Source organism: Variovorax sp. GW821-FHT10D07, from assembly GCF_059415325.1.
Genome location: NZ_JBWKMZ010000016.1, coordinates 154,319 through 172,645 on the forward strand (window position 1 = coordinate 154,319; position 18,327 = coordinate 172,645).

The 18,327-nt window shown below is 70.1% G+C and carries 15 protein-coding genes; 12 read left to right on the forward strand and 3 right to left on the reverse strand.

Going from position 1 to position 18,327, the window contains the following annotated elements; genetic code table 11:
• Window positions 1–103 precede the first annotated feature (103 nt).
• A complete protein-coding gene (locus AC07PU_RS35155) occupies window positions 104–1,627 on the reverse strand; it encodes a sugar ABC transporter ATP-binding protein (protein WP_495322774.1) in 1,524 nt (507 codons plus the stop codon).
• Window positions 1,624–2,676 carry a substrate-binding domain-containing protein gene (locus tag AC07PU_RS35160; protein ID WP_057592540.1) on the reverse strand — a complete coding sequence of 351 codons (1,053 nt, stop codon included), beginning with the start codon at window positions 2,674–2,676 and terminating at the stop codon, window positions 1,624–1,626. The genes AC07PU_RS35155 and AC07PU_RS35160 overlap by 4 nt, the downstream gene beginning before the upstream one ends.
• Before the next feature lie 177 nt (window positions 2,677–2,853).
• Here AC07PU_RS35160 and AC07PU_RS35165 point away from each other — a divergent pair, with 177 nt between their 5' ends.
• From AC07PU_RS35165 to AC07PU_RS35185, 5 genes are all read left to right on the forward strand, one after another.
• Complete coding sequence (locus AC07PU_RS35165; protein ID WP_495322775.1) at window positions 2,854–4,380, forward strand: FGGY family carbohydrate kinase; 1,527 nt, start codon at window positions 2,854–2,856, stop codon at window positions 4,378–4,380.
• Entirely contained in the window at window positions 4,377–6,134 is a 1,758-nt protein-coding gene (locus AC07PU_RS35170; protein WP_495322776.1) for a glycerol-3-phosphate dehydrogenase/oxidase, read from the forward strand. The genes AC07PU_RS35165 and AC07PU_RS35170 overlap by 4 nt, the downstream gene beginning before the upstream one ends.
• Window positions 6,131–6,886: a GntR family transcriptional regulator gene (locus AC07PU_RS35175; RefSeq protein ID WP_208514000.1), complete on the forward strand. Its 756-nt coding sequence runs from the start codon at window positions 6,131–6,133 to the stop codon at window positions 6,884–6,886. The genes AC07PU_RS35170 and AC07PU_RS35175 overlap by 4 nt, the downstream gene beginning before the upstream one ends.
• A gap of 89 nt (window positions 6,887–6,975) precedes the next feature.
• The gene (locus AC07PU_RS35180; protein ID WP_057592544.1) at window positions 6,976–7,233 is read left to right on the forward strand and encodes an acyl-CoA-binding protein; all 258 of its coding nucleotides are present in this window, start codon (window positions 6,976–6,978) and stop codon (window positions 7,231–7,233) included.
• A 255-nt stretch (window positions 7,234–7,488) separates the two neighbouring features.
• Entirely contained in the window at window positions 7,489–8,421 is a 933-nt protein-coding gene (locus AC07PU_RS35185) for a hypothetical protein (protein ID WP_495322777.1), read from the forward strand.
• Between the two features lie 153 nt (window positions 8,422–8,574).
• Here AC07PU_RS35185 and AC07PU_RS35190 read toward each other — a convergent pair whose 3' ends face one another.
• Window positions 8,575–9,828 (reverse strand): CaiB/BaiF CoA transferase family protein, encoded by a 1,254-nt coding sequence (locus AC07PU_RS35190; RefSeq protein ID WP_495322778.1) that lies wholly within the window; start codon window positions 9,826–9,828, stop codon window positions 8,575–8,577.
• A 340-nt stretch (window positions 9,829–10,168) separates the two neighbouring features.
• On the opposite strand from AC07PU_RS35190, the gene AC07PU_RS35195 reads away from it, so the two are divergent.
• The 7 genes from AC07PU_RS35195 (at window position 10,169) to AC07PU_RS35225 (ending at window position 18,325) form a co-directional block, all read left to right on the forward strand.
• The gene (locus tag AC07PU_RS35195; protein ID WP_093354231.1) at window positions 10,169–11,068 is read left to right on the forward strand and encodes a helix-turn-helix domain-containing protein; all 900 of its coding nucleotides are present in this window, start codon (window positions 10,169–10,171) and stop codon (window positions 11,066–11,068) included.
• A 112-nt stretch (window positions 11,069–11,180) separates the two neighbouring features.
• On the forward strand, window positions 11,181–12,095 hold the full coding sequence (locus AC07PU_RS35200; RefSeq protein ID WP_495322779.1) for an ABC transporter substrate-binding protein: 915 nt from the start codon (window positions 11,181–11,183) through the stop codon (window positions 12,093–12,095).
• 26 nt (window positions 12,096–12,121) lie between these two features.
• Window positions 12,122–13,639: a sugar ABC transporter ATP-binding protein gene (locus AC07PU_RS35205; RefSeq protein ID WP_495322780.1), complete on the forward strand. Its 1,518-nt coding sequence runs from the start codon at window positions 12,122–12,124 to the stop codon at window positions 13,637–13,639.
• Entirely contained in the window at window positions 13,636–14,616 is a 981-nt protein-coding gene (locus AC07PU_RS35210) for an ABC transporter permease (RefSeq protein WP_057592549.1), read from the forward strand. The genes AC07PU_RS35205 and AC07PU_RS35210 overlap by 4 nt, the downstream gene beginning before the upstream one ends.
• 151 nt (window positions 14,617–14,767) lie before the next feature.
• A complete protein-coding gene (locus AC07PU_RS35215; RefSeq protein WP_495322781.1) occupies window positions 14,768–15,901 on the forward strand; it encodes an alcohol dehydrogenase catalytic domain-containing protein in 1,134 nt (377 codons plus the stop codon).
• The gene (locus AC07PU_RS35220; RefSeq protein ID WP_495322783.1) at window positions 15,898–17,424 is read left to right on the forward strand and encodes an FGGY-family carbohydrate kinase; all 1,527 of its coding nucleotides are present in this window, start codon (window positions 15,898–15,900) and stop codon (window positions 17,422–17,424) included. The genes AC07PU_RS35215 and AC07PU_RS35220 overlap by 4 nt, the downstream gene beginning before the upstream one ends.
• Before the next feature lie 163 nt (window positions 17,425–17,587).
• Complete coding sequence (locus AC07PU_RS35225; protein WP_495322784.1) at window positions 17,588–18,325, forward strand: SDR family oxidoreductase; 738 nt, start codon at window positions 17,588–17,590, stop codon at window positions 18,323–18,325.
• The last annotated feature ends 2 nt before the right edge of the window (window positions 18,326–18,327 follow it).

Below are 18,327 nucleotides of genomic sequence, written 5' to 3' on the forward strand. Positions count from 1 at the left end.
CCGAGTCGGAAGGGAAGGTTCACGGCGTCTCCTTTGGCCCCCGCCGCCGTGCCGGTGCCGGCGGTGCTCGCGGGGTTGGTGCCGTCTATTCTGAATTGGTAGCTCACTGCATCTCCTGTTCGCCCAGTCCCGAGGCCAGCCGCAGCAGGCCCTCTTCCGTCATCTCGGCCGTGCCGAGCTCGCCGGCCAGCCGGCCTTCGCGGATCACCAGCGCGCGGTCGCACAGGCCGATGATTTCCGGCAGTTCCGACGAGATCACGATCACCCCCACGCCCTGGTTCGCGAGCGCGCGCAGGATGTGGTGGATCTCGGATTTCGCGCCCACGTCGACGCCGCGCGTGGGCTCGTCCATCAGCAGCACCGACGGCTTCGTGGCCAGCAGCTTGGCGATCGCCACCTTCTGCTGGTTGCCGCCCGACAGGCTCGCGACCTCGATCGCCACGCCGTCGGACTTGAGGTTGAGCTGCGCGCCGAGGTCCTGCGCCAGCTTGCGCTCGGCCGCGCGCTCCATCAGGCCGAAGCGCGAGCTCACGCGCCGCAGCGCCATCGCGCAGACGTTCTGCGCGATCGGCAGGTCGAGGAACACGCCCGCGGCCTTGCGGTCCTCGCTGAGGTAGGCGATGCCGTGGCGCAGCGCGTCGGCGTACTTGCGGATCGCGAGCGTCTTGCCGCCGAGCCGCACGCTGCCGCGCCGCGCGGGCCGCAGCCCGCACACCGTTTCGGCGAGTTCGCTGCGCCCGGCGCCCATGAGGCCCGCGATGCCGAGGATCTCGCCGCGCTTGAGCGCGAAGGAGATGCCCTGCACGCGCTCGCCGTCTGCGATGTCGTCGACCTGCAGCAGCGTCTCGGGCGCCTCGGGCAGCGTGGCACGCGGCGGGTAGTAGTTGCCGAGGTCGCGGCCCACCATGCGGCGCACCAGCTCGTCGGGCGTGGTGCCCGCGAGCGGGCCGCAGTGCACGTTGCGCCCGTCGCGCAGCACGGTGGCGCGGTCGCAGTTGGCGAAGATCTCGGCCATGCGGTGGCTGATGTAGATAATGCCGATGCCCTGCGCCTTGAGGTCGTGCAGCACGCGGAACAACGCGGCCGACTCGAGCTCGGTGAGCGCGGCCGTGGGCTCGTCGAGGATCAGCACCTTGCAGTCGAGCGTGAGCGCCTTGGCGATCTCCACCAGCTGCTGGCTCGAGATGCCGAGCTCGTCCACGCGCGCGGCCGGGTCGATGTCCTGGCCGAGCCGGCGCAGCACCTTGGCGGCGCGCGCGTTGAGACCGCCGTAGTCCATGAAGGCGCGGCCGCCCGCGTTGATCTCGGGCATGAAGATGTTCTCGGCGACGGTGGCGTCGCCGCACAGCGCGATCTCCTGGTGCACCAGGCCGATGCCCAGCCGCATGGCATGGGCCGGGCCGTCGATGCGCATCTCGCGGCCGTCGAGCGCGATCGTGCCCTCGTCGGGCTGGTGGATGCCGTCGATGATGTTCATCAGCGTCGACTTGCCGGCGCCGTTCTCGCCGCACAGGGCGTGGATCTCGCCGGCACGCAGCGAGAAGTCCACGCCCGCGAGCGCGCGCGAAGCGCCGAAGCGCTTGCTGATGCCGCGCAGCGAGAGCAGCGGCTTCGGGTCGTCGCTCACTCGCCGATTCCCTTGGTGCCGCGGCGCGCCAGGTACTTGTCCCAGTAGAAGTCGTCGGCGTTGGCCTTGCTCACCACCGACAGGCCGTTGTCGAGGAAGGGCACCGACATCGGGTTGGTGCCGTTGCGCTTGGCGTCGTTCATCGGGTCGATGAGCTGCGGGTTCTTGGCCAGGAACAGCATCATCATCCCCATGTAGCCCTGCATGCCCTGGTTGGGATTGATGGCGCCGAACACGTCGCCGGCCTTGATCATGTCGAGGATCTTGGCGTTGACGTCGCAGCACATCACGCGGATGTTCTTCTTCGACTCGATCTTGGCCTGCGCCGCGCCGAGCGCCGAGTTGGCCTCGGGCATGAACAGCGCGCCCAGGTTCGGGTTGGCCTGCGCCAGGCTCAGCACGGCCTGGTAGGCCTTGCTCGGGTCCTGGTTGCTGGCCGCGCGGCCCGCGAGCTTCATGCCCGGGTGCTTGGTCTTCATGCGGTTGACGAAGGCGGCGATGCGGCGGTCGTGGTTGTCCTGGCCCGGGTTCTCGAGCACCGCGTACTCGCCCTTGCCGCCGAGCGCGGCGGCGATCGCGTCGGCCGCCTGCGTGCCCTCGCGGTCGTTGTCGGAGGTGATGAACGAGGCGCGCTTGGAGTTCGGCGAGTCGGCCGCGAAGGTCACGACCGGGATGCCCGCCGCCACCGCGCGGTTGATCGGCTCGATGAACGGGTCGGGGTTCATCGGGTGCAGCAGGATGCCCGCGGGCTTGCGCGCCAGCTCTTGCTCGAAGGACGCGAGCTGCTTGTTCACGTCGTACTCGGGCGTGCCGGTGTAGCGGGTGCGCACGCCCAGCGTGCGGCCCAGCTGTTTCATCATTTCGTAGACCGGAAACCAGTACTCGACGCCCGAGACCATCACGTTCATCACGTAGACGTCGTTCGGGTTGCCGCGCAGGCCGGTGGCGGCCGGTGCGGCGGGCTGCTGGGCGAAGGCGCTGGAGCCGGCCAGGCCCAGGCCGGTGGTGGCTGCGGCGGCCGCCGCGGACTTCAGGAAATCTCTTCTCACTTCTGTCTCCTCGTGTTGCTCAGACCTGGCAGATGGGCCGCCTTGGAGGGTGGCTTTGGATCTCTAGTCGTCATGCATGTTGTCATGACAGGTCAGAATGTATGCGGCTCGTTTTTGCTGGAATACTAGGGGAAACGCTACTGCGATCTGAACCAAATTGCCCGAAGCTGTTATGACATGACAACGAACATCTACCTGGGTATAGACATGGGGTCGAGCAGCCTGAAGGCGCTCGCGCTCGATGCCGACAGCGGGCGCACGGTGGCGCTGGCGCGCGCCGCGCTGCCGCACGACCGGCGCCCCGGCGGCGGTTGCGAGGTGGCCGAGGCGGCGATCCATGCGGCGCTGGGCCGCGTGCTCGGCGCCATCGCGGGCCAGCTCGGCCCGCTGGCCGCCGCGGTGCGCGCCATCGGCTGCACCGGCCACGGCGCCGGTCTCTATGCGCTCGACGCGGCCGGCCGGCTGATCGGCGGCAGCGCGGTCGCCTCCACCGACCAGCGCGCCACCGCGCGTGCGCTGAAGCTCGCACGGAGCCACGGCGCCGCGCTGTTCGACGACGTGGGCTGCGGGCCCTGGCCCGGACAGCCGACGCTGATCGCGGCCGAGCTGTTCGGCCACGACGCGGTGCAGCGCGGCGAACTGCAGCGGCTGCTGTTCGCCAAGGACTACCTGGGCTTCCTGCTGACCGGCGAGGCCGCGACCGACCTCAGCGACGCGAGCACCGCCGGGTTGGTCTCGCTGGCCAGCGGCCGCTGGTCGCAGCAGGCCTTCGACGCCGCGGGCCTGTCGGACCTGTCGCCGCGCACGCTAGGGCGCATCGTGCCCAGCGGCGAGGTGTACGGCCGGCTGCTGCCCGCGCAGGCTGCGGCCTGCGGCCTGCCCGCGGGCGTGCCGGTGGCCATGGGCGCGATCGACCTGCTGGCCTCGATGACCGCGATCCGCGCCGAGGCGCGCGGCCATGCGGTGGCGGTGTTCGGCACCTGGAGCGTGAACGCCGCGATCGGCCCGGCCACGCCCGCGGGCGCGCCCAAGCCGCCAGTGGCCGCGGTGGTGAACTTCGGGCCGGCCGAGCGCAGGCTCTACATGGAGAACAGCCCCTCGTCGATGGCCAACATCGCCTGGGCCGCCGAGGCGCTGGGCTTCGGCAGCGAGCAGGCCGTGATCGATGCCGCCATGGGCTCGCCGCTGGGCGCGCACGGCGTGCGCTTCCTGCCCTTCGTCAACGGTGGCAGCGCGCCGCCGGGCGCGAGCGCGGGCTTCGTCGGCCTGCGCAGCCACCATGGCCGCGCCGACATGGCGCGCGCGGTGGTCGACGCGGTGGTGGCGCTGCATGCGCGCCACCTGGGCCGGCTCGCGGCCCACGGCCTGTTGCCCGGGGCGCTCACCATGCTCGGCGGCGGCGCGCGCGACGCACGGCTGGCGCGGCTGCTGGCCGGCTTTCTCGGCCGGCCGGTCGCGCGCTGCGGCGACGACGAGACCGGCGCGCGCGGCGCGGCGCTCTATGCCGCCATCTCGCAGGGCCTCGACCTCGACGCGCCCGACAACGCCCACCTGCTCGCGCCCTGCGAGACCCTCGCGCCCGAAGCGGGCGACATCCCGGCCTGCGCCGATTTCCTGGCCGGCTTCGATGCGCTGCTCGACAGCCTCGCACCGGCCTTCACCCTGACCACCGGCACCACCCGCATGCCGGATTCCGCACGATGAGCGCCTGGCAACTGCCCTTCACCCGTCCCGCCTCGCTCGCCGGACGCCATTTCTCCACCGTCATCGTCGGCGCCGGCATCAACGGCGTGGGCGTGTTCCGCGACCTCTCGCTGCAGCGCGTGGACTGCCTGATCGTCGACAAGGGCGACTTCGGCGCCGGCGCCAGCAGCGCGCCCTCGCGCATGATCCACGGCGGCCTGCGCTACCTCGAGAACGGCAGCTTCTCGCTGGTGGCCGAGGCCACGCGCGAACGCAACCTGCTGCTGCGCAACGCGCCGCACCTGGTGAAGCCGCTGAAGACGGTGGTGCCGCTCGCGAGCCTGTTCGGCGGCATGCTGGGCAGCGCGCTGCGCTTCCTCGGCCGGCCGGCCTCGCCGCGCACGCGCGGCCTGCTCGCGGTGGCGCTGGGGCTGCGCCTGTACGACCTGCTGGGCCGGCGCCAGCGCGTGATGCCGGGCCACCGCATCGACCGCGTGCCGCCGCGCGACCGCCAGCTGTTCCGCGCGGCGATCCGCTGGACCGCCACCTTCTTCGACGCCTGGATCAGCCATCCCGAATGGCTGATCCTCGAGCTGATCGCCGATGCCTGCCGCGACCAGCCGCGCTCCACCGCCGTCAACCACTGCCGCGTGATGGGCTGCGCCGGCAACATCCTCACCCTGCGCGACGAGATCACGGGCGAGCTGGTGCGCGTGACGGCCGACACGGTGGTCAATGCCAGCGGCGCCTGGCTCGACCGCAGCACCGCGGTGCTCGGCGGCAGCGGGCCGCGTGTGATGGGCACCAAGGGCTCGCACCTGGTGCTCGACCATCCCGCGCTGCGCGACGCGCTCGACGGCCGCATGGCCTACTTCGAGGCGATGGACGGGCGCGTGTGCATCGTCTATCCCTTCCTCGACCGCGTGCTGGTCGGCTCGACCGACATCCCGGTGGAAGACCCCGATCAGATCGCCACCGAGCCCGAGGAGGTCGACTACCTGCTCGAGGTGCTGCGCGAGGTGTTCCCGAACCTCGCCTTCGACCCGGCCGACGTGGTCTACACCTATGTCGGCGTGCGGCCGCTGGCGCGCTCCGATGCCGACAAGCCGGGCCAGATCTCGCGCGACCACTCGGTGGCCATCGACCCGCCGAACGCCACGCGCGACATCCCGATCGTCTGCCTGGTGGGCGGCAAGTGGACCACCTTCCGCGCGCTGGCCGAGGAGGCCACCGACGCGGTGCTGCGCCACCTCGGCCGCGCGCGCACCGCCTCCACCGACATGCTGCCGATCGGCGGCGGTGCCGAGTTCCCGGCCGACGCGGCCGCCACCGAGCGCCTGCTCGAGCGCCTGATGGCCACCGGCGCGAGCCGCCGCCGCGCCCAGGCGCTGTTCGCGCGCTACGGCGCCAAGGCGCTGCCGCTGGCGCAGCGGCTCGCGGCCTCGGGCGACGTGCCGCTGCGGCATGCCCCCGACCACTCGGTGGCCGAGATCGGCTACCTGTGCCTCGAGACCGGCGTGATCCACCTGTCGGACCTGGTGGTGCGCCGCACCCTGCTGGCGATCCGCGGCCAGGTCACCGACGCCGCGCTGGCCGAGATCGCCGGCATCGCCGCGGAGGCCCTGGGCTGGGACGCGCAGCGCCAGCGCGAGGAGCTCCATGCCTGCGCCACCGCGCTGCGCGAACGCCACGGCGTGCGCCTGCAGACCGCCGCCCCGTCAGCGGATTCCCCTTTGGATGCATCATTGATGGCCTCGAAGCCCGTCCTCACGTGAACAGCCCGACCTTGACCGCGCCCGCCCTCGACCGGAATTCCGAATCGCCCCTGTGGGCCCAGTTTCGCGACGCCGTCCGCCTGCAGATCCTGCAGGGCGAACTGCCGATCGGCGCCAAGCTGCCGTCCGAGGCCGAACTCGGCGACCAGTACGGCATCTCGCGCATCGTGGTGCGCGAGGCGCTGGCCGACCTGGTGCGCAACGGCCTCATCTACAAGATCAAGGGCCGCGGCGCCTTCGTCGCGGCGCGCGAGCGCGACGAGGACTTCGTCTCCACCGTGCTGGGCTTCTCCGACGAGATGGAGCGCAAGGGCCGCTCGGTGCGCACCCAGATCCTGACCCAGGAACTGCGCCTGCCCACCGCGCTCGAGGCCGGCGCGCTCGGCCTGACCGAGGACACGCAGGTGGTGGCGCTCAAGCGCCTGCGCAGCGTGGACGGCGAGCTGCGCCTGCTGGTCGAGACCGTGGTGCCGGCCGACATGGCGCCGGGCCTGCACCGCATCCGGCTGGAAGACCGCTCGCTCTACGACGTGCTGCGCCGCCAGTACGGCCTGCGCCTGGTGCGCGCCGAGCGCTGGATCGACGCCGTGCTGCCCGACGCCCGGACCTGCGAGCTGCTGAACCTGCCCGCGCCCGAGCCGCTGCTGCGCATCGAGTCGATCGCCTACGGGCTCAACGGAAGGCCGCTCGAGCACTACCGCGCGCTGCACCGCTGCAAGTCGAGCCGGCTGCACGTGCAGACCACGACCTGAGGCCCTCCACGCGGCGCGGGCTCGAGCGAGGGTGACTGTCGGGTCAGTAAGATGCCCGACTCCTTCCACCCACCTACGCATCCCCCGCCATGTCCGACCTCGACGAACGCTTCCAGACCGCCCAGGCCAATTCCAAGCTGCTGGCCGAGCGCCCCGACAACCCCACGCTGCTGAAGATCTACGGCCTGTTCAAGCAGGCGACCGAGGGCGACAACACGGCCAAGAAGCCCAGCTTCAGCGACATCGTCGCGCGCGCCAAGTGGGACGCCTGGACCTCGCGCAAGGGCCTGAGCGGCGACGAGGCGAAGGAACAGTACATCGCGCTGATCGAGTCGCTGCGCGGCTGAGCGCCAAGAGTCTTTCAGAGACGGATTCACCAAGCGGCCACACGATCCCTGCGGCCGGTCACGCGAATCTCGGCGTCCGTCGTTTCCTCTCTGCTCTGAAGGAACCAACGAGCCTGCACAACGGCTCGTTGTTTTCAGCCCCGTCCGCCCGGTCTCCTTGCCCATTTCTGGGATGATCCCGTCCGGGAAATCGTCCCAATGGCGCCTGCGGTCCACAGAACCGACAGCGCAAAGAAAAACATCGAGGAGTTCTGAATGCTGATCAACAGAGGGAGGGCGTCGGCCCTTTTGGCTTGCCTTGTGCTTTCCATCACGGCCTGTGGCGGAGGTGGAGGTGGTGGAGGAGGCGGTTTTCCGATCCTGGGCTCGTCGGCCGGGTCGGGTAGCGCCCCGAACGTCAACACGCCTTCATCGGGTGGAACGAACACGCCCTCCTCGGGCGGAACGAACACGCCTTCCGACAACACGCCGACCGTTCCATCCGAGCCGGGTGACGAGCTCATCACGGTCAGTTTCGAAGGTTCTCTGGACGGCTATGTCATGTTGGGTGCCAACTATCCCGGCCCCACCGCGAAGCAGATCTTCGTCAAGCTGGACAAGGAGCCTTCCGGCGCTGTCTATCCGGTCGTCATTGATCCACAGCAAGTCCTGGATCCCCAATGGAACCAGCTGACAGCAACGCGTTTGCCTGACGGCAGATACTCCACCTACCTCATGCCGAAGGCGCGAGCGGAAGCCGGGGAGTACAAGGGGGCCTTGCAACTCAAGCTCTGCAAGGATCCTCTCTGCACCAACGAGTACCGGGTCGCGGGAGGAGATTTCAACTACAAGCTCGAATACCTTGCCGACGCCGCAATGACCGTCAAGCTGAACGGCGTCGTTCTCAAGGCGTTCGGCTCGACTTCCGTGGTCTGGGGGCGGCCGCCGGTATTCGTCGCCGCCACCGGTGCAGTCATGGAGGTCGAGTCCAATGTGCCTGTAAAGTGGGTCTTGAAGTCATACAGCACGACCAGAACCATCGAGCTGACCGAACAAACGGACAAGCGAATCTCGGGAACCTTGACAACCGAAGGCTGGCCCAGCGGCTGGATCAATGTCACGGCCGAGCCGCTCGACTCGCGCTATACGCAGTATCCGTTCTTTGACGTCTACGGGCCTGCATCGGGCCAGGAACCGTCGAAGGAATGACCCTCATGAAGCGGGGCTGACCGTCTGGATGCCACTCAGCCAAGCCTCGGCTGACTGGTACCCGTCCCGCCTGCCACCTCGCCGAGGCGCATAGGGGACTGGCGAAGACCGGGTTCCGTCTTTCGCCGAATCCTCTCGGCCCCGCCTCACGCTTCACCCCGCCCCGCCGATGATCCCCCGCTCGCGCAGCGCCGCGATCTGGCCGGCGGTCAATCCGATCTCCTCGAGCACCGCGTCGGTGTCCGCGCCCAGCGCGGGCGCGTTCAGGCGGTGCGCAGCCGGCGTGCGCGAGAGCTTGGGCACGAAGCCCGGCACCGACAGCTCGCTGCCGTCGTCCATGCGCAGCCGCTGCAGCATGCCGCGCGCCGCGTAGTGCGGGTCGGCCGCGATGTCGGCAATGGTGTAGATGCGCCCCGCCGGCACGTGCGCGGCATCGAGCGCGGCCAGCACCTCGTCGACGGTGCGGCTGGCGGCCCAGTCGCCGATGGCGGCGTCGAGCAGTTCCACCTGCGCCACGCGGCCGGTGTTGTTCGCCAGCGCCGGATCGGCCGCGAGATCGGGCCGGCCGATGCAGCCCATGAGCCGGCGGAAGATGCTGTCGCCATTGCCCGCGACGATCGCATAGCCGCCGTCGGCGCAGCGGTAGGCATTGGTCGGCGCGATGCCCGGCAGCGCGCTGCCCGCGGCCTCGCGCACCGCGCCGAAGGCGCCGTACTCGGGCAGCAGGCTCTCCATGCAGTTGAAGACGGCCTCGTAGAGCGCCACGTCGACCACCTGGCCCAGGCCCTTCGGATGCTCGGCGCTCACGGTGGCATGGCGGTGCTGCAGCGCCATCAGCACGCCGACCACGCCATGCAGCGAGGCCAGCGTGTCGCCGATCGACACGCCCACGCGCACCGGCACCCGGCCCGGCTCGCCCGTGAGGTGGCGCAGCCCGCCCATGGCCTCGGCCACCACGCCGAAGCCGGGCCGGTCGCGGTAGGGCCCGGTCTGGCCATAGCCGCTGATGCGCAGCATCACGAGCGCGGGATTGGCCGCCAGCAGCGCCTCGGGGCCCAGGCCCCAGCCCTCCATCGCGCCGGGGCGGAAGTTCTCGATCAGCACGTCGGCCTCGGCCGCGAGCTGGCGCACGATGGCCTGTGCCTCGGCCTCGCGCAGGTCGAGCGCCAGCGAGCGCTTGTTGCGCGACTGCACCTGCCACCAGACCGAGGTGCCGTCCTTCATCAGCCGCCAGCTGCGCAGCGGATCGCCCGCGCCGGGCGGCTCGATCTTGACCACCTCGGCGCCGAAGTCGGCCAGCGTGCGGGCCGCGAAGGGGCCGGCGATCAGCTGGCCGAGCTCGATGACCTTGAGGCCGGCGAGCGGGCCGGCGGCGGGAGCGGAGGAGGAAGCGGTGGATGTCGTCATGGCCTGCGAGTGTGCCGCGCGCCGTCGCGCGGGTTCCGCGAGGCTTCGGGGCGGGAAAACACCTATGAATTCTTGACGCTGGCACGGCGCGGTCGCGCCCGCCCTTCCGCGCCGCAGCAATCCAGGCCCGTCCGGGCCGTTTCCCTCGGGGAGAAAGCCCTTTGCTGCGCCGCAGCGCAGGCCGCGATGCACGCCACCCGCCCTCGCCCCCGCATCAAAAAAGTATCGATTCGAGCCGCCATCTCTGGTTGTTGGCATCGGGAGCGATTCGTACAGTCCGCCCCAGCTGTCACGCATCCCGAAGAACCGCCCAGCGGCAGAGACAAGGAAACCGAGCCCCATGCAACCCGATCTGGAAATCGTCGAAGTCCGCGGTGACGAATCGTTCGCCTGCTGGGCCCACGGCTATCCCTACCGCACCGTGCGCTGGCACTTCCATCCGGAGTACGAGATCCAGCTCATCGTCGAGACCCAGGGCGTGTACTTCGTGGGCGACCACGTCGGCCACTTCGAGCCGGGGAACCTCGTGATGATGGGCCCCGACCTGCCGCACAACTGGATCAGCGACGTGCCCGCGGGCCAGAGCGTGGAGCGGCGCGGCATCGTGATTCAGTTCCCGGCCGGCCTGGTGCAGCGCATGGCCGCGAGCTTCCCCGAGTTCGCGCGCATCGCGCCGCTGATCGCCGAGTCGGGCGCGGGGCTGCTGTTCTCGGCCGAGACCGCGGCGGCCGCCAAGCCGCTGATGGAGGCGCTGCTCGAGGCACGCGGGCTGCGCCGCGTGATCCTGCTGCTGTCGCTGCTCGAGCTGCTGGCCGCGAGCCAGGACCGCCAGCGGCTCGCGAGCCCGGCCTTCAAGCCCGATCCCAAGGCCTTCATGTCGCACGCCATCAACAACGTGCTGGCCCACATCGCGGCCAACCTCGGCGACGAGCTGCGCGAACCGATGCTGGCCGAGCTGGTGGGCCAGAGCCCGAGCGCCTTCTCGCGCGCCTTCCGCAAGCACACGGGCCAGTCCTTCGTGCGCTACGTGAACCGGCTGCGCATCAGCCGCGCCTGCGAGCTGCTGACCAGCAGCGAGAAGCCGGTGCTCGACGTCTGCATGGACGTGGGCTTCAACAACGTGTCGAACTTCAACCGGCAGTTCCTGCTGCACAAGCGCATGCCGCCGACCAAGTTCCGCAACTTCCACCGCATGCAGGCGGCGCAGGCCGCGCACCTGCGCGGCGCCAGCCCGCCGTAGGCGGCCCGCCCCCCGTTTCCCGCATCGCCATCGGCGCGGGCCCGTCCGGGCACCGCGCGGGGCGAAGCCTTGCCCGCGTCCTTTCCACCGTCATCACTCAAGGAGACATGCCATGAAGAAGAACATCCTCGCCACCCTCGCCGCGCTGCTGTGCGCCGCCTCCGCCGCGCAGGCCCAGGCGCCGAAGCAGCCGCTGCGCATCGGCATGAGCTTCCAGGAGCTCAACAACCCCTACTTCGTGACCATGAAGCAGGCGCTCGAGGAAGCGGCCGCGAGCATCGGCGCCAGCGTGGTCGCGACCGACGCGCGCCACGACGTGGCCAAGCAGATCGGCGACGTGGAGGACATGATCCAGAAGAAGGTCGACATCCTGCTGCTGAACCCGACCGACTCCACCGGCGTGCAGTCGGCGGTGCGCTCGGCCAAGAAGGCGGGGCTGGTGGTGGTGGCGGTCGATGCCAACGCGCAGGGCCCGGTCGATTCCTTCGTCGGCTCGAAGAACACCGACGCGGGCCGGCTGGCCTGCGAGTACCTGGCCAAGGCCATCGGCGAGAAGGGCGACGTGGCGATCCTCGACGGCATTCCGGTGGTGCCGATCCTCGAGCGCGTGAAGGGCTGCCGCGAGGCGCTCGCGAAGTACCCGGGCATCAAGGTGGTGAGCACGCAGAACGGCAAGCAGGAGCGCGCCACCGCACTCACCGTGACCGAGAACATCCTGCAGGCCAACAAGGACCTCAAGGGCATGTTCAGCGTCAACGACGGCGGCGCGATGGGCGCGCTCGCGGCCATCGAGGCCAGCGGCAAGGACGTGAAGCTCACCAGCGTCGACGGCGCGCCCGAGGCCATCAAGGCGATGCAGAAGCCGGGCTCGAAGTTCATCGCCACCACCGCGCAGTACCCGCGCGACCAGATCCGGCTGGCGATCGGCATCGCGCTCGCGAAGAAGTGGGGCGCCAACGTGCCGGCGGCGGTGCCGGTCGACGTGAAGCTGATCGACGCCGAAGGCGCGAAGAGCTTCAGCTGGTAAGGCGCGGACGGACCCTGGCCGTGACCATGAACGACACCGCCGAGATGCTGCGGCTGGAGGGCGTCTCGAAGCGCTTTCCCGGCGTGCAGGCGCTCTCGGGCATCGACCTCTCGATCCGCAAGGGCGAGGTGCATGCGCTGCTCGGCGAGAACGGCGCGGGCAAGTCGACGCTGATGAAGATCCTCTGCGGCATCCACCAGGCCGACGAGGGCCGCATCTACATCGACGGCAACGAGCGCCGCTTCGCGGGCTATGCCGACGCCATCGCGGCGGGCGTGGGGATCATCTTCCAGGAGTTCAGCCTGATCCCGCACCTGGACGCGGCCGAGAACATCTTCCTGGGCCGCTACCCCACGCGGCGCTTCGGCCTGATCGACAAGGCCGCGATGCGGCGCGCGGCGCGGCAGCTGTTCGACGAGCTCGGCGTGCGCATCGACCTGCGCGTGCCGGTGTGCCGGCTCTCGGTGGCGCAGCAGCAGTTCGTGGAGATCGGCAAGGCGCTGTCGCTGAAGGCGCGCCTGCTGGTGCTCGACGAGCCGACCGCCACGCTCACGCCGAACGAGGCGGACCACCTGTTCCGCATCATGCGTTCGCTGCGCGACCGTGGCGTGGCGATGATCTTCATCTCGCACCACCTCGACGAGATCTTCGAGGTCTGCGACCGCATCAGCGTGCTGCGCGACGGCGCCAACGCGGGCCATGCGGAGGTCGGCGCGACCGACATCGACGCGCTGGTCGAGATGATGGTGGGCCGGCGCATTGAACAGAGCTTTCCGCCCAAGCCGCAACCGGCACCGCATGCGGCCGGCGCGCGCAAGCTGCTCGAGGTGCCCGCGATCCAGCTCGCGAAGGGCGGGCCGGTCAACGCCTTCGAACTGCATGCGGGCGAGATCCTCGGCTTCGCGGGCCTGGTCGGCTCGGGCCGCACCGAGCTCGCGCTCGGCATGATGGGCGCCGACCGCGCGCACCGCAAGACGGTGCTGCGCAACGGCGCGCCCGTGCGGCTCGACGATCCCACGCAGGCACTGGCGCATGGCATCGGCCTGTTGCCCGAGAGCCGCAAGGTGCAGGGGCTGATCACCGACTTCACGATCCGCTTCAACATCACGCTCAACAACCTGGGCCGGCACCGCCGCGCGGGCCTGGTGCGCGAGGGCGCCGAGAAGCGCGAGGCCGCCCAGCTCGCGCGCCGCGTGGGCGTGAAGGCGCCGGACCTCGAGACCCGCGTGGCCACGCTCTCGGGCGGCAACCAGCAGAAGGTGGTGATCGCGCGCTGGCTCGGCCACTCCTGCGAGGTGCTGATCTTCGACGAGCCCACGCGCGGCATCGACGTCGGCGCCAAGGCCGAGATCTACGCCCTGATGCGCGAGCTCACGCGCCAGGGCAAGGCGGTGCTGATGATCTCGAGCGAGCTGCCCGAGATCGTCGGCATGTGCGACCGCGTCGCGGTGTTCTCGGGCGGGTCCATCGTGGCCACGCTCGAGGGCGACTCCATCCACTCCGGCGACATCATGCGCCACGCAACCACAGGGGGTTCGCCATGAACGCCACCGCCAGCCATCCCGCGCCGCCCGCTCCCGCCGGCGGATTCCTCACCGAGCTGCGCCGCTCCACGGCCTTCCTGCCGCTGGTCGGGCTGGTCGCGATCTCGGTCTTCATGATCGTCGCGACCGACAACTTCCTGTCCTGGGGCAACCTGCAGAACATCGCGCTGCAGTCCTCGATCAACGCCATCATCGCGGTCGGCATGACCGCGGCCATCCTCACCGGCGGCATCGATCTCTCGGTGGGCGCGGTGGTGGCGCTGTCGGGCACCCTGGCCTCGGGGCTGATGGTGCAGTTCGGGCTGCCGCCGCTGCTCGCGGTGCCGCTGGGCCTGGCCGTGGGCGCGGTCATCGGCCTGTTCAACGGCTACTGCGTGGCCTACCTGCGCATGCCGCCGATCATCGTGACCCTGGCCACCATGGGCATCGCGCGCGGCATCGCGCTGATCTACACCGGCGGCTACCCGATCGACGGCCTGCCCGAGTCCTTCGCCTTCCTCGGCGGCGGCACGCTCGCGGGCATCAAGGTGCCGATCCTGCTCATGCTCGCCACCTACCTCGCGGCCTACGTGCTGCTGAACATGGCGCCCTTCGGCCGCTACGTCTACGCCATCGGCGGCAACGAGGAAGCGACGCGGCTGTCGGGCGTGCGGGTGGCGCGCTACAAGCTGCTGGTGTATGCGCTCAGCGGCTTCACGGCCGCGGTCGCCGGCATCGTGCAGGCCTCGCGCGTGACCAGCGGCCAGCCCGGCGTGGGCGTGGGCTTCGAGCTCGACGCCATCGCCGCCGTGGTGATGGGCGGCACCTCGATCGCCGGCGGCCGCGGCGCGATCGTCGGCACCCTCGTCGGCGCGCTGCTGCTGGGCGTGCTCAACAACGGGCTCAACATGATCGGCGTGTCGCCGTACCTGCAACTGATCATCAAGGGCGGCATCGTGCTGCTCGCGATCTTCATCAGCCGGGAAGCGAAGCGCTAGCCCTCCCTCTTCTGCCTTGCTCCTTCCCCCTCTGGGGGAAGGCCGGGATGGGGGCACGCGGCGCTCGTTCGGGAGGCTGCGTGCCCCCACCCCGGCCCTCCCCCAGCGGGGGAGGGAGAAACACTCAACCCTCTCTCCTCACAAGGAACCCATGTCTTATCAAAAGCTCCAGTCCGGCAGCACGGGCGCCATCGCCCAGCTCGCCATGCAGGCCGTCGTCTGCCACGGCCCCAAGGACTACCGCCTCGAGACCGTCGAGGTGCCCGCCATCGGCGCCAACGAACTGCTGATCTCGATCGCGGCCTGCGGCATCTGCGCCTCCGACTGCAAGTGCCATTCGGGCGCGAAGATGTTCTGGGGCGGCGACGGCCAGCCCTCGTGGGTCAAGGCGCCGGTGATCCCGGGCCATGAATTCTTCGGCTATGTCGAGGCGCTCGGCGAAGGCGCGGCCGAGCACTTCGGCGTCAGCAAGGGCGACCGCGTGATCGCCGAGCAGATCGTGCCCTGCGGCAAGTGCCGCTTCTGCACCTCGGGCAAGTACTGGATGTGCGAGGTGCACAACATCTTCGGCTTCCAGCGCATCGTGGCCGACGGCGGCATGGCCGACTACATGCGGCTGCCGCCGACCGCGCGCGTGCACAGGATCCCCGACGGCATCCCGCTCGAGGATGCGGCCATCATCGAGCCGCTGTCGTGCGCGATCCATACCGTGAACCGCGGCGACATCCAGCTCGACGACGTGGTGGTGATCGCGGGCGCCGGCCCGCTCGGCCTGATGATGACGCAGGTGGCGGCGCTCAAGACGCCCAGGCAGCTGATCGTGATCGACCTCGTGCCCGAGCGCCTCGCGCTCGCGAAGCAGTACGGCGCCGACGTCGTCATCAACCCGAAGACCGAGAACGCCGACGCCATCGTCAAGGGCCTGACCGAGGGCTATGGCTGCGACGTCTACATCGAGACCACGGGCGCGCCGATCGGCGTGACGCAGGGCCTGGAGATGATCCGCAAGCTCGGCCGCTTCGTCGAGTTCAGCGTCTTCGGTTCGGAGACCAGCGCCGACTGGTCGATCATCGGCGACCGCAAGGAACTCGATGTGCGCGGCGCCCACCTCGGACCCTACTGCTACCCGATCGCCATCGACCTGCTGGCGCGCGGGCTCGTGACCTCGAAGGGCATCGTCACGCACGACTTCCCGCTGACCGAATGGGAACGCGCCTTCGCGCTCGCCAACTCGCTCGACTCGATCAAGGTGCTGCTCAAGCCGCAGCCGCGGACCGCCCCATGAAGTACGTGATCGGCGTCGACATCGGCACGCAGAGCACCAAGTGCCTGCTGGTCGGCGTCGACGGACGCGTGCGCGCGCAGGCCGGCGTGGCCTACCAGCCCGAGACGCCGAAGCCGCTGTGGGCGCAGCAGGACTGCGCCGTGTGGTTCGATGCCGTGTGCGAGAGCGTGCGCGCCTGCGTCGCGAAGAGCGGCGTCGCGCCCGCCGACATCGCCGCGATGTGCGTGAGCAGCCTCTATGGCGGCGCCGGCATCCCGGTCGACGAGGCCATGCAGCCGCTGCACCCCTGCCTGATCTGGATGGACCGGCGCGCCACCGCACAGGTCGATGCGGTGAACGCGACCGTCGACGTCCAGAAGCTGCAGGCGATCACGGGCAACGGCGTGGACAGCTACTACGGCTACACCAAGATGCTGTGGCTCCGCGAGCACCGGCCCGAGGTGTGGAACAGGACGCGCTGGTTCCTGCCGCCCAACAGCTACGTCAACTGGCGGCTGACCGGCGAGCTCGCGGTCGACCACAGCTCGGCCGGCAACATCGGCGGCGTCTACGACGCGGCGCGGCGCGGCTGGTCCCACGAGGCGCTCGGCATGCTGGGCATTCCGGCGCGCATGATGCCGCCGCGGCTGGTCGAATCGAGCGACGTGGTCGGCGGCCTGAAGGCCGAATGGGCCGCGCGGCTCGGCCTCGCCGAAGGCATGCCCCTGATGGGCGGCGGCGTGGATGCCGCGGTGGCCACCTTCTGCGCGGGCGTGACCGGCAGCGGCGACCATGTCGCGATGATCGGCACCAGCATGTGCTGGGGCTTCGTGAGCCCGAGCGTGGATGCGCGCCACCGGCTCATCGGCATGCCGCACGTGTACCGCGGCGCGGACCGCAGCTACGTGTTCGGCGGTGCCATCGCCGCGGGCGCGGCCGTCACGTGGTTCCGCGACACCTTCTGCCAGGCCGAACTGGCCGAGGCCGCGCGCACCGGCGAGGACGCGCATGCGCTGATCGAGCGCCAGGCCGTCGACGTGCCGCCCGGCGCGCAGGGCCTGGTGTTCCTGCCCTACCTGATGGGCGAGCGCAGCCCGATCTGGGACGCGCAGGCCAAGGGCGCCTTCATCGGCCTCTCGCTCGCGCACGGCCGTGCCCACCTCTACCGTGCCGTGCTCGAGGGCGTGAGCTTCGCGCTGCAACACAACATCGAGGCCGGACGCCGCAGCGGCCAGCCGCTGGACCCGCGCCTGATCGTGGTCGGCGGCGCGGCCCACTCCGACCTCTGGATGCAGATCGTGGCCGACATCACGGGCTACCCCGTGTTCACCATCGAGGAAGAGGTCGAAGCCGCCCTCGGCGCGGCGATGCTCGCGGCGCTGGGCGCGGGGCTGGTCGATGCGACGACGGCCGAGCGAGGCTGGGTCACGCTGGTGGAACGTGCAAGACCGGAGCCTGAAGCGCAGGCGATCTACCGCGAACGCTTCGAGATCTACAAGTCGCTGTACCCCGCATTGCGCGATGCGATGCACCGCCTCCAATGAGCGCACGACCACGGCACCAGCCACACGACCATCACGCCTCTCGTGCATAGGGCAGTGGGTGCTTCCCGCAGCGAAATAAAGGAGGAGGCCGAAGGCCGGGGGACATTCGCGGAGGGAAGTACCCGCTGTCCTGTGCACGCCCCCCGAACGAAAACAACCCGACATGACCATCACCTTCGATTTCCGCAACCGCAAAGCCCTGGTCACCGGCGCCAGCAGCGGCATCGGCCACGCCGTGGCCACGCAGCTCGCGCGCTCGGGCGCCGCCGTGACGGCAGTGGGCCGCAACGCCGAAGCACTTCACGAACTGGCAGCGCAGACAGGCTGCACCCCGCGAGTGCTCGACGTGGCCGACCCCCAAGCCCTCGACCAGGCATTCGCCGAGCTCCCCGCCTTCGACCTCGTGGTGAACTGCGCCGGCATCGCGCTGCTCGAACCGGCGCTCGAACTGAAGGCGCAGAGCTTCGATGCCGTCATGGCCGTCAACGCGCGTGCCGCCGCGCTGGTCGCCGCGCGCTGCGGCAAGGCGATGGCCGCGGCCGGCGTGCGCGGCAGCATCGTCAATGTCTCGAGCCAGGCCGCGCTGGTCGCGCTCGATGCGCACCTCTGCTACTGCGCCTCGAAGGCCGCGCTCGATGCGATCACGCGCTCGCTGTGCCTCGAACTCGGGCCGCACGGCATCCGCGTCAACAGCGTCAATCCCACCGTCACGCTCACGCCCATGGCCGCGCAGGCCTGGGCCGATCCGGCCAAGAGCGCGGCCGCCATCGCAGGCATTCCGCTCGGGCGCTTCGCGCGCGTGGAGGAAGTGGTCGCGCCGATCCTCTTCCTGCTGAGCGAGGGCGCGTCGATGATCAGTGGCGCATCGCTGCCCGTGGACGGCGGCTACACCATCGCCTGAAA

Excerpts from the sequence above, each read along its gene's own strand:
- AC07PU_RS35180 (WP_057592544.1), top strand. The coding sequence starts at position 6,976 with ATGTCCGACCTCGACGAACGCTTCCAGACCGCCCAGGCCAATTCCAAG.
- AC07PU_RS35225 (WP_495322784.1), top strand. The coding sequence starts at position 17,588 with ATGACCATCACCTTCGATTTCCGCAACCGCAAAGCCCTGGTCACCGGC.
- AC07PU_RS35215 (WP_495322781.1), top strand. The coding sequence starts at position 14,768 with ATGTCTTATCAAAAGCTCCAGTCCGGCAGCACGGGCGCCATCGCCCAG.
- AC07PU_RS35200 (WP_495322779.1), top strand. The coding sequence starts at position 11,181 with ATGAAGAAGAACATCCTCGCCACCCTCGCCGCGCTGCTGTGCGCCGCC.
- AC07PU_RS35220 (WP_495322783.1), top strand. The coding sequence starts at position 15,898 with ATGAAGTACGTGATCGGCGTCGACATCGGCACGCAGAGCACCAAGTGC.
- AC07PU_RS35190 (WP_495322778.1), bottom strand. The coding sequence starts at position 9,828 with ATGACGACATCCACCGCTTCCTCCTCCGCTCCCGCCGCCGGCCCGCTC.
- AC07PU_RS35170 (WP_495322776.1), top strand. The coding sequence starts at position 4,377 with ATGAGCGCCTGGCAACTGCCCTTCACCCGTCCCGCCTCGCTCGCCGGA.
- AC07PU_RS35210 (WP_057592549.1), top strand. The coding sequence starts at position 13,636 with ATGAACGCCACCGCCAGCCATCCCGCGCCGCCCGCTCCCGCCGGCGGA.
- AC07PU_RS35165 (WP_495322775.1), top strand. The coding sequence starts at position 2,854 with ATGACAACGAACATCTACCTGGGTATAGACATGGGGTCGAGCAGCCTG.
- AC07PU_RS35185 (WP_495322777.1), top strand. The coding sequence starts at position 7,489 with ATGCTGATCAACAGAGGGAGGGCGTCGGCCCTTTTGGCTTGCCTTGTG.
- AC07PU_RS35195 (WP_093354231.1), top strand. The coding sequence starts at position 10,169 with ATGCAACCCGATCTGGAAATCGTCGAAGTCCGCGGTGACGAATCGTTC.
- AC07PU_RS35205 (WP_495322780.1), top strand. The coding sequence starts at position 12,122 with ATGAACGACACCGCCGAGATGCTGCGGCTGGAGGGCGTCTCGAAGCGC.